This is a genomic window from Loktanella atrilutea, from assembly GCF_900128995.1.
GTDB classification, from domain to species: domain Bacteria; phylum Pseudomonadota; class Alphaproteobacteria; order Rhodobacterales; family Rhodobacteraceae; genus Loktanella; species Loktanella atrilutea.
In genome coordinates this window covers 1-15754 of record NZ_FQUE01000013.1, presented here as the reverse complement: position 1 = coordinate 15754, position 15754 = coordinate 1, and the positions used below count along the sequence as shown (strand labels likewise).

Below are 15754 nucleotides of genomic sequence, written 5' to 3'. Positions count from 1 at the left end.
CCACCCGTTGCGGTATCACCCAGACCCTAGACCCGGTAATAGTCCCTGTACCAGGCCACGAACTGCCTGACGCCGTCGCGCATGTCGGTTTGCGGGCGGTAGCCGGTGAGACGCTCCAGCAGGCCCCCGTCGGCCCAGGTGGCGGGGACGTCGCCGGGCTGCATCGGCATGTCGTGGCGCAGGGCGGTCATGTCCAGCGCGGCCTCGATCGCGGCGATGAAATCGGGCAGGCGCTCGGGGTGGCCGTTACCGATGTTCACCACCCGGAAGGGCGCGACCGGCGACAGGCTGTCGCCTTCGGGGACGATGCCGTCCGCGGGGCGCCGGGGGATGGCGTCGAACACCAGCAGGCGGATTCCACGCACCAGATCGGTGACATAGGTGAAGTCGCGGGACATGCTGCCGTGGTTGTAGACGTCGATCGGATCCCCCGCGAGGATCGCCCGCACGAACTTGATCGGCGCCATGTCGGGCCGCCCCCAGGGCCCGTAGACCGTGAAGAAGCGGAACAGCGTCGTCGGCAGGTCGTGCAGGTGGGCATAGGCATGGCCCATCGCCTCGGTCGCCTGCTTGGAGGCGGCGTAGATCGTGAGCGGCGTCACGGTCCTCTGCGTCTCTGCGAAGGGCATCTCGGTATTGGCGCCGTAGACCGAGGAGGTCGAGGCCATCATCAGGTGGTCGACCCGGTGCCGCCGCGCGGCCTCCATCACGTTGAAGCTGCCGATGACGTTGGCGTCGAGGTAGGCGCGCGGTGCCTCGAGGCTGTAGCGCACCCCGGCCTGGCCCGCGAGGTGGACAATGACCTGCGGCGCGCAGGCGTCGACGGCGGCATCGAGGGTCGCGGCATCCTCCAGCATCCCTTCCGCCGCGGTGAAGGCGGGGGACTGCGCCAGCATCGCGTGGCGTCGCCGCTTGAGCGTGACGTCGTAGTAGTCCGTCATCCCGTCGTAGCCGTGCACGGTATGCCCCTCGTCCAGCAGCAGCCGGGCGAGGTGGTAGCCGATGAACCCGGCGGTCCCGGTAACGAAGATGCGGGCCATGGGGCAGGGGACTTTCAAGGATTGCTGTGCGACGGGATACAGGCAAAAGGGGGCAAAGGCGATGCCTTGCGGGCTGCGGGCTACAGCCGCTTGCGGATCGACCGGGCCAGACCGGGGCGGTCCAGCGTCACCAGATGGTCGGCCAGCTGCGCCGCCAGCCGCCGGTGGCCGCGCGCCAGCAGGTGATCGGCCAGCCCCATGTAGTACCACACCAGATCGCGGCGCGACCGGAACAGGGCATAGTAGCGCGCGGGCGTCAGGGTGCCGGCCACGGCCTCTTGCATCACGGTCTTGAGGATGTCGGCCCGACGCATGAACTGGGCCGACTTGTGCGAGGCATACCAGCTTTTCAGATGGTGGATGTTGGGCCCCCGATAGAGCTGCGCATGCAGGCGGTCGGGTTCGAAATAGGGGTCGTGGACGACGAAGACGTCAGCCGCCGTCCGGCAGTGATCGGGGGCAAAGGCATAGCGGCCCGACCAGTCGCGCTTGCGCCCCGCGCCGAAACGCGACTCCCACGGGACGCGGGCCGTATCCAGCGTGGCCTGCGGCGAAAAGGCGAGCACGGTGCAGCCCGGGGCCAGATCGGCGAAGGCCGTCGCCGCATAGGCCCCCATCGAGGTGCCGGTCATCACCACGGTGCGGTACTGCGCGAAGAGGTGGCGCAGCTTCTCCATCATGTCGAAGAGGGCCGTGTCGCGGAACCAGTTCTTCTCGAAGGCCATGACGCCCATGTGGGACCAGCCCTCGGCAGCATAGAAGCCGTAGCCCCAGGTATCGCGGGCGAGGGACGGGTCGTTGACGCTGGAGAGATTGTCGAAGGAGACCACCAGCACCTCGGGGCTGCGGGCGGTGAACTGCACCGCGAAGTCCCGGTGCGACTGGTACCAGCCGCGGCGGTGATCGGACCGGTGCAGGTCAGAGAGCCAGCGGGGGGCGGCATCCTCCGGGGCCGTGGCCCCGGGGTCCGGCTCGGCGATCGCGGGCGTGTCAGGGCCGGGGGGCGTGTCAGGGGCGGCAGCCGGGTCGCGCAGCTGCCGCTGCGCCGTAGCCGGATCGCAGAGGCGCGTCACCGGGTGGTCCGGGTCGGCGGCATGCGCCTCTTGCATTACGGCGATCTGGGCCGTCGTGATCTGCACGCAGGCGGCATGGGCGCGGGCCACGTCGGGCAGGGCGCGCAGGCGGGCGATCTCTGCCGTGACCGCATCCGCGTGGCGCTGGATGCTGCGGTCGGTGGTCTGGTTGGCGTTCAGATTGTCGAAATCGGCAGGGGTGAGGGGCACAGGCTCTGACCCCAGGGCAGGGGTGCGCAGGTTGTGCAGGGCAAAGACCTCGGTGCTGCGCACGACGTAGTGGTTGATCTGGGCATGGTCGTAGGCGGCCGTGTCGGCGCCGGCGCGCCAGCCGCCGTGCAGCAGGTCGGCGGTGACGTCGTCACCGGCCCCGTTCAGCCACAGGGTATTGTCCACCCTGCGCCCGGCGCGCACCACGGGGCGGTGGGGTGCGATGGCGCGGGCGAGGTCCGGGCGGAACAGGGTCTTGAGGCCGAACTGCCGGTTGCCGATGACCCGGTCGGGCGGTGCGGCCCGGGTGAAGCGGGCCAGCACCGGGGCATCGGTGAACCGGGTTTGACCGGCATGACCGAACAGCCGCCAAGTCAGGCTGATCGCATCCGCATCCGGCATCCGGTCCAGCAGGTCGGACAGATGACCGTCGCCTGCGTGGATGTTCAGGAACTCGTCCGCATCTAGCGCCATGACCCAGCTTGCCTTACGGACCTGCGGCAGGGCGATGGCCGCGGCATAGGCGCGGTTGCGGTGGCCGGGGATGGCGGGATCGGCCTCCACCGGGTTCGGCACGTGGATCACCGCGCCGCCCGCATCCAGGGCCGCCAGCAGCGCCCCGGTGCCGTCGAGGGTCTGGTCCGCATAGACGACGATCGTATCGAAGCCGATCACCCGGTGATAGGCGATCCATTCCAGCAGGAAGGGCCCCTCGTTGCGCACGGCGGCGACCAGGGTCGCGGTTTCGGTCATGGTGATCCCCTGTCCGTCGCCCGCGGACACCTATTGCGCCGCATCCCGTGCAATCTTGTTGCGGATCGACCGGCCGAGGTTCGTCCGCCCGTCGCGTTCCACCGCATCCGATACCCGGCCCGCAAGGGTGTAATGACCCCCGGCACAGGCCCGTTCCACCAGCGCGTTCACGTACCACGGCAGGGCCCGCCGCGCCCGGTAGAGGCGGTAGAAGGCGGCGCTGTCGAGCGCGCCGGCCACCGCCAGCCGCACCAGCGCCTTGAGGATGTCGGCTCGGCGCAGGAACAGCGCCGACTTGTGGTGCGCGAACCAGGTCCTGAGGTGCACGACGTTGTCGCCCTGATAGCGCATCGCGTGCTGTAGGTCCGGCGCGCACCCCGGATCGTAGAGGATGAAGACCAGACCCGCCGCGTCCAGATCCGTGGTGGCGTCGCGGTAGCGCCCCGACCAGTCCTGCCTGCGTCCCGAGGGAAACCGCTCCTCCCAAGGCACGATGTCCGTGTCCAGTGTCGACTGCGGAGAGAAGGCGAGCACCGTGCAGCCGGGGATCAGGCGGGCGAAGGCGGTGGCCGCATAGGCCCCCATCGAGGTCCCCGTCAGGGTGACATGGCCGAAGCGGTCGAAGAAGCCTGACCGCGCCAGCCCCTCGAGGTAGTCGAAGAGGGCGTCGTCGCGATACCAGTTCGCCGCGACGCTGAGCACGCCCAGATGTGACCAGCCCTCGGCCTTGTAGAAGTCGTAGCCCCAGCTGTCGCGGGCCAGCGACGGGTCGCGCACGTTCGACAGGTTGTCGAAGGAGATCACCAGCTGATCCAGCCCGCGTTCCGCGAAATGGGCCCCGAAATGCACGTCGGAGCGGTAGAATCCGATCCGGTGATCCGACCGGCGCAGGTCCGCCAGCCACTGCGGCGCCGCATCCTCCGGCGCGATCCGCGGCGTCTCTGGCGCGGCGGGGGCATCGGCGGCGGGCCCCGGGGTCTTCGGGGCCGGTTCAGGGTCTGTTGTCCGGTCTGTTGTCGGGGCGGCAACCGCGGCGGCGCGGGCGGCCCGGGTGGCGGCTGCGGCGCGCGCGGTGACCAGCCAGGCCTCGTCCGCGGCGATCTGGGCCGCGACCGCGGCGGGGTTCAGCAGGCGGTCCGTGACCTCCGGATCGGCGTCGCGCAGATCGGCCATCAGGCTTGCGATCTTGCCATGAAAGAAGGCCGTGCAGGCGTCATGGGCTGCGGCCACGGCGGGGTGCGAGTCACGCATGCGCGCGAGCTCGGCCCGGATCCGGTCCGACCAGCGCGTCAGGCTGTCGTCGGTGGTGTGGTTGGAATTGAAGCTGTCGTAGTAGTCGAAGTTGATCCGGTCCTGATCGCCGCTGTTGGCGGTGCCGCGATAGCGCTTCATCAGGAACAGGGCGTTCGACTTGATCATGTAGTGGTTGATCTGGCACAGGTCGTAGCCCTTGTTGGCCATGGAGGCGGACCAGCCCTTTTCGCGAAAGAAGGGGGTCACGTCCGCGCCGGACCCGTTCAGCCAGACCAGCGGGTTCTCCGGGCGCTTGAACTCGCCCTTCAGGAAGGGGCGGTGGATGCCCAGCCGGTGCACCGGGCCGGGGCGGAACATGGTCTTCATCCCGAAGTGGCGGAACGACACCTGCACGTCCTTGGGCGCGCAGCGGGTGAACCGTTCGGTCACGAGGCCGGCGTCGTAGTCGATCAGGCCGGAGTTGCCGTAGATGCACCAGGTGCCGGAGATCACGTCGGCCGGGCCGGTGGCGGCGAAGAGCGCATCCAGCGTGCCGTCGCCCGCGTGGATGTTGAGAAACTCGTCCGCATCCAGCACCATGACCCAGTCGGACCCGGTGACGTGATCCATCGCGAAGGCGCGGCGATAGGCGCGGTTCTGCGGATCGGCGGGCAGCCCCTCGGTCACGGCGGAGTTGTCGTGGAAGCGGATCAGGCCCGCCGCATCAAGTGCCGTCAGCAGGGTGTCGCTGCCGTCCTCGCAGTCGTTGGCGAAGACCACGATGTTGTCGAAGCCGATCAGCCGGTGATAGGCGACCCATTCCAGCAGGAAGGGCCCTTCGTTCTTGGTCGTGACGATGAGCGTGCGATGGCCTGCGGTCATGGGGTCGGGTCCTGCGGGGCAGCCGTCCGGTCCGGCGCCCGTGTTTCGGGGGTGGCTTTCGACACAGCCTTGTGTTGCTGGCGTTCGGCACGCAAGGCCTGTCGCGCCTCACGTTCGGCCTTCAGGCGGGCCATATGCGCCCGGCTCTCGGCCTGGCGACGGCGCAGGTCAAGGTTGCGCTCGATCGAGATGCGGATGCCTTCGCATTCCTTCGGTGTCCCGCCAAGGGCCTTGAGCTTGGCAAAGCTGTACCAGGCGAAGTCGGCCCGTTCCATCCGGGCTGCATGGACGCTGATGACCCGCCAGTAGGCCCGGGACTGGCGGCGGACGCCGTGCAGGCGGGCGCGCCAGGCGGCGGAATCCATCCGGTCGTGACAGATATCCAGGATCAGTTCGGTCAGCACGCCGCTTTGCTGCAGCACCATCAGCGGCGTATGACCGCTGTAGGGCAGGCGCAGTTGGGTCCAGTGCGGGTGCGGGGCGAACATGTTGATCTGCCGCTCGTCGTAATTGCGCGGATCGTGCAGGGTATAGATCCGTGCATCGCTAGAGATGTGGTCCTCGATCTGGTGGATGAAGGGACCGATCCGCGCCGCATGATCCTTCCACCGGACCTCGTCCGGAACAGCGGCCCGGTCGATCGAGAACTGCGGTGCGGCCGCGAGGACCGCCGCGGCCCCGAGCGGGCCCGACCCGAGCAATGCGCCGTAACCGCCCATGCTGGACCCGTATGTCACGATCCGACGCCCCGGCGGCAGATCGGCCCGGATCGCCGCAAGGGCGCGCATGATATCGGGCGACTGGAACCAGTCGACCTTGGCATTGATGACGTGATAGGCGTCGATCCCCTTGCGGCGCAGGAACACCTCTCCGAACGCCAGATCGGCGTTCATCGTGGGCGGGCCCGCATGGGGGAAGGTCACGACGACCGGACCGCCCTCCGCCGCGCCGGCCGGTGGTGCGATGTCCTTGGCCTGACGGTCCGCCTGGGTCAGAAAGACCTTGCGGACGGCATAGTCCGCACCCTCGTAAATCAGCATCCCGTCCGTCCGCCTGCTCGATGTCGACGATGGGATCATCCATCGGATACGGGCCCATGATATGGCGCAGGCGCGGCAATAACCAGTCGCGGGGCGGATTGGCCATGTTTCAAAGGCGATGTTCTTCTGTGTTCTGGCCACGGGTGGACATCGTGTTGCTGGACGAACAGCCGGTGGCTGAACAAGGGCTGGTCTGCGCGCGTATCTCGACAGCATCATGACCTAATATAGCCACAACCTCATGGGATTTCTGAGTGACCTGAAGAAAAGACAGAGATCCAAATGCTCGACGCTGCTCCAAGTGTAAGAAACCCGCTGTTGCTGCTGAGTTATGGCCAATCGAATGCGGAAGCGCATGTCGCCGGACCGCGCCCGTCCTCGCCGTTACTCGAAGACAGGCGCGTCGTCGCGTTGGCGTCCGGCATGGGGTTGCGCGGCCATCTCTATGGGGCGGACGGTGCACGCAGAAGCAGGAGGGGCGACTTCTATCGCGATGGCAGGCGGCTCGAGGAGCATCAGGTCGGAAGCGTCCATCCCCTGAGCGACCACAACATCGAGAACAGCTCCATCCTGCATGCCGCGGGAAGCGTCCTCGTCGGCGGCAACCTTTTCGAAAAGGTCTATGTCCGGGCCGCCGCGCGGGGCGGCATGCGCCTTGTCGGCCGGCCCTCGCCGAAAAACAGGATCTCGGGCATATTCCGTTTGAGCGACGGAGAGATTTCGCCCCTGTTCGAGGATCTTCTGAACTCTGCAGAGGATCTGGTGCAGATCGGGGCGCAGTCCGGCGAAGGGATGACCAGATGTTACATCCTGTTCATCCACGGCGAGGCCGACCGGTCGACGAAATTCGAGGACTACTGGGCTGACTTCCTCGACATGAAGCGCCGCGTTGATGCCCATCTGGCGGGGCTGGGCCTCGATGTCCACTGGCTGGTCACGCAGTCGGCGGGCACGGATCACAACTTCGGCGGGAACGACTGGGAGGTCCGGAAGGGCGCGATCCATCCGGATGTCCGGAGCGTCCCGAACCTCACGTTCCTGGGGCCGCTCTATCCCTATGCGCTCGACGATTTCATCCATCACGACGCAGAGGCGAAGGCCCTGATCGGAGAGCTTGCCGCGACGGCGATCCGCGAGATCGACCGGGGCCGGCCGTGGAACGGCCCGATGCCGCAGGACTGGGGCCTGCTGGATGCCAGAAGCGCCTGCATCACCGTCAGCTCCGACACGCCGCTGGTGATCGACACGCGGCATCCCTACGATCACTTCGGGTTTTCCCTGGCGCCGCGCATCCGCAACAGGATCGTGGCGGTCGATCTGGCGGGCCCCCGCCAGATCCGCATCCGGTTCGAGGCAGACATCGCGAAGCCGATCGAGATCGACTACGCCTTCCGGCACCGGTTTCCCGACACGCAGGTCACAGCGCGCCCCATGGCCTTCGGCGGCGGCCAGATCAGAGAGGCCTGGGGGGAAGATTCCGTCCTTTTGCCCGGAAAGACGCTGCACAAATGGCTACCGGGTTTCCGCATCACGGTGGGCCCGTAGGGCCGGTGTCGGGGAGATGCAGATATTGTTTTCGGAAATTTTACATAATCCGCATTAGGCGTTTTTGGCGTGTTGCAAGGCACATTCTAAACTGGGTTGCGACAAATCCCCTATCTTGCTGCAAAGCAAGGAGAACGGAAGATGTCCCACGTTGAACTAAATTTACGTGATCGGCGTACTATCGAAGACATGTTGAGCGCGAGGATCCCGATCTGCAAGATCGCAGCTGAGATCGGTCGGCATCGCGCGACAGTCTACCGCGAGATCAAACGGAACCGGTTCGTCGACAACGAGCTGCCCAAGCTGAATGGCTACTACGACATGTCTGCGCAGCGGACGGCCGTGAACTGGCGCAGACGACGTTGCAAACTGGTGCGGTTCGTGGATTTGCGACAGCACGTCATCAAGCAGCTTGTGGAAGGATGGTCACCCGAGCAGATTGCGGGCCGTTTGCGGCATGATGGCCAATCTCTTTGCGTCAGTCACGAGACCATCTATGCCTACGTCTATGGCCCCGATGGCCAGTCAGACGAACTTGCGCGCTACCTGCCGCACCGTCGCCGGAAACGGCAGCCGCGTTGCAGACGGACACCGCGTGGCCTTACATTTCCGCCAGATCGGTCGATCCACGCACGGCCTGATTACGTCAAAACGCGCGAGACATTCGGTGAGTGGGAAGGCGATCTGATGATCTTCGAACGAGCGCAGGGCAAGGCGAACGTGGCTTCTCTGATCGAGCTCACAGGCGCGGTGTCGTCCTTGCCCAAGCTGGCGTTTTGCGGGTCGCCGTCCTTCTGCAAACGATAGGCCGCCATGTCGAGCATGTCGTCCGTCACGTCCTCGCCTTGCGGCGCCTGGCGCGATGGCAGGATGCGTTTCAGCCAGGAGCCATAGATATGCAGCTTCTCGAGGCTGGTGTAGTTGAGGTTCACGACTTGGGCGATGAACGAGTAGAAGCGCAGAAGGACGCCAGGACCTGCCGGAACTCTTCCTGGTCGGCCTCGCTCAGGGTCTCGCTGAAGTGTGTCACCACCTGGCGGACGATGCCTTCCAGCACCAGGCGCTCGTCGGCACGCTGGGCGGCCGTCATGAAGCGATCGACGAACCGGTCGATCTCCGCCGCGTCCAGCACGCCGGAGGCCTTCAGGCGGGCCTCGAGGTTGTAGACCTGGTTTGGGTCGGAGATGTCTTCCAGCTGCGTCACGTTGTAGTAGGGCTTGAAGGCTGTCTAGATGTCCTCGATCGTGTTGCGGAAATCGAGAATGTAGGTGCGCTCCTTGCTCGGATAGATCCGGTTCAGGCGCGCCAGCGTCTGCACAGCCTGCAAGCCGCTCAGGCGCCGGTCGATATACATCGCCACCAGCTTGGGCTGGTCGAACCCCATCTAATATCTGTCGGCGACGACGAGGACGTTGTAGCGCCCGCTGTCGAACTGCTTGGGCAGATCGGTCTCAGAAAAGCCATTGATCCTGGGTTCGGTCCAGCTGTGCCCGTCCACAGTGAGATCATGCGCACGGAGAAGGCCCGATCAGAACAGAAGCGGCAGGAGGGGGGCGGCGTCGCGCTTACGCATAATCCTTGCAAATGGGGCAAGCTGTGTTATATGTATTACCAGAAATACCGCTCATATCAGATGTAGCAACTTATGCACTTCTTCCTGCAGACTTATAAAGACTTTACTGCTATTGTCGCCGGGCCCGCGGAAGATGCTTGTGGCGCTCGCCATGTTATGAGCTACGAGCAGCTTGAGGCCCATGCCACGAAAAGCGGTATGCTGATGGTTTTCGTAGGTGATCTCAAGGGTCCGGAGCACGTGCCCGAGCGCCGAAAGGCGAGCCATTTTGCAGAGGCGGCGGAAGCGGCACTCTCCCTCGAGCTGAAGGTGCTCGCCGACGGCTATCGTAGGTTGATCCGGGAGAGCCTTCCTTCTGGCCAGAACCTTGCCGTCAAGACGGCACTGAACCGGGTCCGGTTGCAGGAGCGGTTCCTGGCCGAGCTGGATATGGCCGATCAGGTCGACGCCTGCGAGTTGCTGCGGCTGTCGAAATCGAACCCATCAGCGACACTGCGGCGCGTGGAAGATCGCGGCGAGATCATCCGCATTGACCGGGACGGACGCCCCTCTTATCCGCTCTTCCAGTTCGATGTGGAGAACGGACGCCTTTATCCGGTGATCCGCGAGATCAATAGCCTTCGCCCGGAGGCATGGAGCAATTTCCGCCTCTGCTACTGGATGAGCCGCAAGCATGCCGATTTCGGGTGCGCGCCCGCGGATCTGCTGGGGAAGGCGGATGCAGAGATCATTGACGCTTTCCGGCGGGCTATCGAGCCGGTTGTGCATGGCTGATGCCGGCGACGATCGTTATTAAGCTTGCAGAGCCGGCTCCGGAGAACTTCCGAGCTCCGCTTCCCAAGTGGCTGCCCGCCGGCACCGAGCTGCACCGGATCCATCATGGCGATTACGGGTCCTGTCAGTTCAACGGGACGGATCGCGGCAACGCGCGCTTTTCCCCGATCCGCGATCTGTGGGGCGATATCATCCCGACCATCTATGCCGGCCAGTCCTTCCGTTGTGCGAGTTGCGAGATCATCCTGCGCGCGCCGGATGCTGCCCCGGATCCCGGCGCGCTGACGGTAGTGTCCCCGCAGGACTTCGCGGCCTACCAGCACTCCGCAATCCGGACCAAGCGGGACCTGCAGCTGGTAGACCTGACCGCAATGGGGCAGCGCGCGGTGGGGTTGACGGGCAATGCGCTGCTCAGCGGTGGCACGCTTCACTATCCGGCGACACGCGCCTGGGCGGAGGCCATCCACACTCATGTGAGCTGGGCAGAAGGGATATTCTACACCTCGTATCAGTGCGGTCCGGAATTCGCGTTGGTGCTCTTCGGAGATCGCTGCCCGGACGTTCTGGATGGGATTGCGCCAGCACGCCCGGTGCGCGCGGCATCGGTCGAGGACGAGATCCGCACGATCGGGGAAATGATCGGGATCGAATACGTCGACATCTGACCGCACACATCGCGACCAGCTCCTTTCAAGCGAATGTGCAGACTTGGCCTTCGAAGTCGCCAACAGAATCTTCGTCTGCTCGACTGAAAGGCTCGGTAATCCTCCCCAAAACTAAGGGGATGCGGCCGCTGAATTTTCTCAGCAAGATACCTGAGGAGAATCTGATGAAGATGACGAGATTTAACGAACCACAGATCCTGACCTGCCACTGAATTTTCATCCAGCCGCGACCGGAGCCCGGTTGGTGTTTACGCCGGTTGGCGCAGGTTGAGCAATCGCCCGACTTGCGGAGCTTTCATCCCGCGCAGCGGGTCGGGTGATTGCGGTGGTCAGGGTCCGCGCGTAGTTGGCCGGGGTCTGGTAATCCAAAGCCGAGTGCGGGCGTTCGGTGTTGTCGTCGGCGGCCCAGGCGGCAATCACGACCCTCGCATGTGCAAGGTTGCGGAACATGGTCTCGTTGAGCAATGCGTCGCGCATCCGGCCGTTGAAACTCTCCACGAAGCCGTTCTGCATGGGCCTGCCCGGCGCGACATAGTGCCAATCGATCCGGTGCTCGGAACACCACCGCAGGATCGCGTTTACTGGGAAGTTCCGTCCCATTGTCGCTGACAATCATTCCCGGCTTCCCACGCCGTTCGATCAGCATTGCCAATTCCCGTGCGACGCGCCGCCCGGAGATCGAAGTGTCCGGGATCGCCGCGAGGCATTCCCGGGTGACATCGTCAACCACGTTCAGGATGCGGAACCGCCGGCCACAGGATGCCGATGATCTGTTCGTCTGCGAATCTCGTTCGTTTCATTGTCCGTCCTCAGGTTGGGCCGGACTCTAATCGACGGTGAACATCGCACCGGGCCGGTTGCACGATGTCTTTTGCTTGCGCGATGAACGCTACGTCGGCAGGCAGCTGGCGTTCTCCTTCGAGCGGCAACGGATCATCCTGGCGGAGAACGAGATCACGCGCGGCCTCGTGGGCAAGTACGTCGACAGCTATGCCTTTCCGGACGACCGCCTGGAGTTCCGCCGGCAGGGTGTCTCACTGCCCTACTCCATCTTTGACAAAGATCAGCGTGTCACGCATGCGGCGATCACGGAGAACAAACATCTCAGCGCGGTGCTGGAGCATATCAAGGCCGAACAGGACAAGGCGCCCCCCAAGCCGCGTCGTGCGGGCAAGCAGGCGACGCTCTACGTCCCGAACGGCCGACGCAATACCGGAGGCTGGAACTCGAAGCTCGCCCGCCGGGCAAAGGCGAAAGCTGAAGCTGCCCCATCACATCCCGCCGAATGACCGAAACAGCATGGCTGTTCAGGGCTGCGATATTTGAGGTCTCCGCCCTGCCCAGCCATGCCGCGACACCGAAGCTGAGACATTTCTACTTTGCACACCGAGGGACATTTCAACTTGGTTGCAACATGACGTGTTTCAACGGCACATTCTAAACTGGGTTGCGACAAATCCTCTATCTTGTAGGAAAGCAAGGAGAACGGAAGATGGCCCACACTGAGCTAAGTTTACGTGAAAGACGCAGGATCAAGGACATGTTGAGCGTGAGGATCCTATTCTGCAAAATTGCATCTGAAGTCGGCCGGTATCGCGCGACAGTCGACCGCGAGATCGTCCTATTGCGCTGGGATGGCACGTTGCCAATCTGAGCTACTGATCTGATCGGCCTGATCAACCTCATGACAGGGCACCTCAATGAAGAACGTTGTCCCCACGCTGAGTGTACTTTCGTAGTCGATCGTACCGCCAAGGACCTCGATAATTTCTCGAGAGATGTTCAAGCCCAGTCCTGTTCCGCCAAATTTGCGTTGTTCTGATGAGTCGATTTGCGTGAATCGGCCAAAAACCTGATCCTTTACGCCGTCAGGAATGCCAATTCCGTGGTCGCGGACTGAAATGCGAGCCCGTCCCCTGTCAGCGACAAGCCAGATATCGACATCACCGTCGGCTCGCGAAAACTTGGCTGCGTTGGAAATCAAATTCCCGACCACCTGCATGAGTCTGGATCGGTCGGTATCAGCATACACACGCCTCCCGATCACCTTATCAGCCACCAGTCGCACATTATACCCTTTTGCAAGACCCTGATGAGACTCGATGGCATCCGTGATAAACGCACCTAATTCGACCGTCTCTTTTTCGAACTTCATCTGCCCTTCTTCGAGCTTTTGCATATCCAGAAGATCATTGACGAGCGCAGCAAGACGCTGCGTGTTCCGGCCGGCTACTTCCAGCAATTTTTCCACCTTGGGTGGCACATCGCCAAATTTTCTAGAATTGACCAAGTCCAACGACCCCTTGATTGATGTCAAAGGAGTGCGGAGTTCGTGACTGACGACGGCAACAAACTGAGACTTCACAACAAGGGCAGCTTTTGTACGCGCATGCTCTACCTGAAGGTCTTCAAGTCGTTTTAAATCTCGTCGGTACAAGCGTAGAAAGCACAGCGAACAGTCGGTCACGAAATACATCGCAAAGATGACCGTAAAGAACTGGAGCCATGGCTCCGGTGTAAATGGGGGATGGTCGACCAAAAGGTCCGTAACGGTGATCACAATGAATGATGTACCATAAACAACCAGCCTGATCGCGAGTGCAATTACGATCTGATGGTTGTTTATAGCGGCATAAAGCGCCGCTGAGAACAGACAAAACAAGGCCGTAAACAAACCTACGCCATCTTCAGTCTGTCCAACCCAAATTGCGTAGATGCTAATGGCAGACGCACTTACGATCGTATTGCCAATGAAGCCGGCAAAAGCATACCTCATCGCCTGTCTGTTGTCCGAGGCGATCCGATCGACTTTTCTGGCCAAAGTCAGATCAACGTACTCACAGATCATGCCGACCGCAAAGAACAGTTCGGCTCGCCAAGGGGAGAAAAACCACCCTGTCAGTAGGGCCACCGATGCGATGATGCCCTGCCGCTGCCATGTCAGCAGCTTCACCGCGCGGGCGTAGTCCTGCAGGTTTTTAAGGATGTGTTCTGTGTCTGCCTGACGCGAGGCCACGTATCTTTGCGTGGTCATGATAGCTCATCTTTCATACAGCAAACGAAATCAACTGTGGTCATGAACCACATGAAATTGTTTTAAATGAGATCGTACTGATGACCCATTTACACTGACTTAGCGACCTTGACTATTATGGTTGATGACGAGGGCATCTTTGCCGTCGTAAGCCTTGGGAGATTTCCCGGCCTCAACGGATTGCGCATGACCTTTCAAATCATGATGGATAAAGCGATAACCGTCCGCACGGATAAGCTGGGTGCCATATTTGGTCTAGTTGACGATACTGCAATGCAAGCAACCGCATGTTAGGCGTCCACTATGACGTGTGCTCATCGTTCCACGAGCGCCTTCCAAACCATCTGTCTAAAATTAGACGTTGGGGATTGACCCCCTAATTTCGACACATTTTTCCAGCATAGTGCGCAATATTCAGAGTCGCATTGTCTACGATGCCGCATGAATATGGCGCATCATGCAACGACTGTCCTGTCCCGGATTCCCCAAGTGGTTGCGTGATGTGCCAACCTTAACGTCACACCGTGGGCGCCAGTTTCTGGCCCATCGCTTTAGAAGCTGTCGGGTATCCATTCGTGCGTAGATGCCCGATTTCAGCAAGCAGAACCTGAGTTGTTTTGGTGGAGTGCGTACATTGTAGAGGGGGGTGTGTGTCTGCCGCGAGGAGCGGCAGACACCATGGTTTCCAGAAAACTGTCAGTCGTGGTGCTCCGGCAGATCCTTGAGCTGGTCTTTGGTCATCGATGTCGTTGCGTGCACTTTGCCGTCTTCGTCCCGCATAAAGTTTAGTTTAGAGACCGGCAGCGAAACACGCTTGGCTCCGATGCCCAGAAAGCCGCCTACATCGACGATGACGTGCGTCGATGCCCCTGCGCCGTGGGTATGACTCACATCACCGATGTGGCTGTCGTCGGGGCCGTAGATATTGGCCCCCTCGAGGTTCATGGTCGAAATTTCACCCGGCTGCAGTGGCGTATGCTTGGAATGGTCCATGGCCGTTCCTCCTAAGGTTTTAGCGTTCTGAGGCTCAACGGAATGAGTTGCTTCGCTGTTCCCAATCCGATGGAGCGCAAGCTGCAATCGGCGAGGTCTGGTTGGTGGATCAAAACGTCGTTTGGTCGCCCTTGTCGAACATTGATGAGCCACGTCGCTGACGTGCCTGTCCATAGAGGTAGCGCTCGTTAAGCTGGTGTAACTCAAGCAGGGTACTGAATCTGCGAGGTGGCATTTTGCGTTATCACATTCGGGGTATTTGACGCCAAAACAATTATAATGATCTTAATTAATTTTGATTGTTTCCTTAGTCCGAACAAAAGCCGGTATTTCGATAAAGATTCCGCCCAAATCCATTATTTATTTCGCGGTAATGTGATTGTGTCGTAATTGTGGCGACATGCTGACTTGAAGATTTTCCAACGGCGCGGCCTGTTCAAGTTGAGTGATTAAAACTTTATAAGGATTTCTAGAATGCGTATCGAAATTCTCCAAACGGTTCGAATGGCGGGTCTTTCCTTGGTCACGGGTCTCGGTTTTGCCGGGGCCGCGTCTGCAGCGACCGTCGATTTTGTGGTCGATCGCAGCGGCTCTTCAGTGACCCTGACGGATACGGGTGGCATTTGCATCTTTAGCCGGTGTGGCGTCAGCGCAAGCCTGGCGTCGGGTCTACACACCGGCGATACCTATTCGTTCAGCGACGCGGGATCTGCAGCGTTCGACTTCCTGACGTTTACCGGTCGCGGGACTGGTACCGATACGTTCGGCATCCAGGCACTCCTGAAATTCTCCTCTCCCGATATTTCGGTGGGTGGTACCGGGGCTGGCGGGGCGGTTCTGGCAATCGGCAATATCGTGGCTGGCGTGCTGAACTGGACATCTGTCGGTCTGAGCAGTGGCACCTTGCCTGAGGGGGTCGATGCGTCCTTTGCCTTCCAG

13 protein-coding genes and 2 pseudogenes are annotated in these 15754 nt (G+C 61.9%); 6 read left to right on the top strand and 9 right to left on the bottom strand.

Annotated elements, in window-relative coordinates; all coding sequences use genetic code 11:
* Positions 1-26: 26 nt before the first annotated feature.
* The 4 genes from BUA54_RS17900 to BUA54_RS17885 form a co-directional block, all read right to left on the bottom strand.
* Complete coding sequence (locus BUA54_RS17900) at positions 27-1040, bottom strand: NAD-dependent epimerase/dehydratase family protein (protein WP_072858636.1); 1014 nt, start codon at positions 1038-1040, stop codon at positions 27-29.
* A gap of 80 nt (positions 1041-1120) precedes the next feature.
* Positions 1121-3076: a glycosyltransferase family 2 protein gene (locus BUA54_RS17895; RefSeq protein ID WP_143155499.1), complete on the bottom strand. Its 1956-nt coding sequence runs from the start codon at positions 3074-3076 to the stop codon at positions 1121-1123.
* 30 nt (positions 3077-3106) lie between these two features.
* A complete protein-coding gene (locus BUA54_RS17890; protein WP_072858634.1) occupies positions 3107-5191 on the bottom strand; it encodes a glycosyltransferase family 2 protein in 2085 nt (694 codons plus the stop codon).
* Positions 5188-6231, bottom strand: coding sequence for a hypothetical protein (locus BUA54_RS17885; protein WP_072858633.1), 1044 nt, complete (start codon positions 6229-6231; stop codon positions 5188-5190). The genes BUA54_RS17890 and BUA54_RS17885 overlap by 4 nt, the downstream gene beginning before the upstream one ends.
* Positions 6232-6513: 282 nt before the next feature.
* On the opposite strand from BUA54_RS17885, the gene BUA54_RS17880 reads away from it, so the two are divergent.
* Positions 6514-7776: a hypothetical protein gene (locus tag BUA54_RS17880; protein ID WP_143155498.1), complete on the top strand. Its 1263-nt coding sequence runs from the start codon at positions 6514-6516 to the stop codon at positions 7774-7776.
* Positions 7777-7917: 141 nt separating this feature from the next.
* Positions 7918-8514 (top strand): annotated as a pseudogene (locus tag BUA54_RS17875) (IS30 family transposase); the annotation flags it as partial.
* A 190-nt stretch (positions 8515-8704) separates the two neighbouring features.
* Here the strand turns inward: BUA54_RS17875 and BUA54_RS17870 are convergent.
* The gene (locus BUA54_RS17870) at positions 8705-8980 is read right to left on the bottom strand and encodes a hypothetical protein (protein WP_072858631.1); all 276 of its coding nucleotides are present in this window, start codon (positions 8978-8980) and stop codon (positions 8705-8707) included.
* Positions 8981-9004: 24 nt separating this feature from the next.
* Entirely contained in the window at positions 9005-9160 is a 156-nt protein-coding gene (locus BUA54_RS21290; RefSeq protein ID WP_178352784.1) for a type I restriction enzyme subunit R domain-containing protein, read from the bottom strand.
* A 261-nt stretch (positions 9161-9421) separates the two neighbouring features.
* Between BUA54_RS21290 and BUA54_RS17865 the strand changes: the two genes are divergently transcribed.
* Both BUA54_RS17865 and BUA54_RS17860 read left to right on the top strand, forming a co-directional pair.
* A complete protein-coding gene (locus tag BUA54_RS17865) occupies positions 9422-10123 on the top strand; it encodes a hypothetical protein (RefSeq protein WP_143155497.1) in 702 nt (233 codons plus the stop codon).
* The gene (locus BUA54_RS17860; RefSeq protein ID WP_084114556.1) at positions 10123-10788 is read left to right on the top strand and encodes an RES family NAD+ phosphorylase; all 666 of its coding nucleotides are present in this window, start codon (positions 10123-10125) and stop codon (positions 10786-10788) included. The genes BUA54_RS17865 and BUA54_RS17860 overlap by 1 nt, the downstream gene beginning before the upstream one ends.
* Before the next feature lie 216 nt (positions 10789-11004).
* Here BUA54_RS17860 and BUA54_RS17855 read toward each other — a convergent pair.
* A pseudogene (locus BUA54_RS17855) lies at positions 11005-11542 on the bottom strand (integrase core domain-containing protein); the annotation flags it as partial.
* Positions 11543-11624: 82 nt separating this feature from the next.
* Here BUA54_RS17855 and BUA54_RS17850 point away from each other — a divergent pair.
* A complete protein-coding gene (locus tag BUA54_RS17850) occupies positions 11625-12077 on the top strand; it encodes a hypothetical protein (protein ID WP_178352783.1) in 453 nt (150 codons plus the stop codon).
* Positions 12078-12409: 332 nt separating this feature from the next.
* On the opposite strand, the gene BUA54_RS17845 is transcribed toward BUA54_RS17850, so the two are convergent.
* Positions 12410-13822 carry a sensor histidine kinase gene (locus tag BUA54_RS17845; protein ID WP_072858630.1) on the bottom strand — a complete coding sequence of 471 codons (1413 nt, stop codon included), beginning with the start codon at positions 13820-13822 and terminating at the stop codon, positions 12410-12412.
* 696 nt (positions 13823-14518) lie between these two features.
* Positions 14519-14815: a PRC-barrel domain-containing protein gene (locus BUA54_RS17840; protein WP_072858629.1), complete on the bottom strand. Its 297-nt coding sequence runs from the start codon at positions 14813-14815 to the stop codon at positions 14519-14521.
* Between the two features lie 474 nt (positions 14816-15289).
* Here BUA54_RS17840 and BUA54_RS17835 point away from each other — a divergent pair.
* Positions 15290-15754: hypothetical protein (locus BUA54_RS17835; protein ID WP_143155496.1), on the top strand; the 465-nt coding region annotated here is incomplete at its 3' end.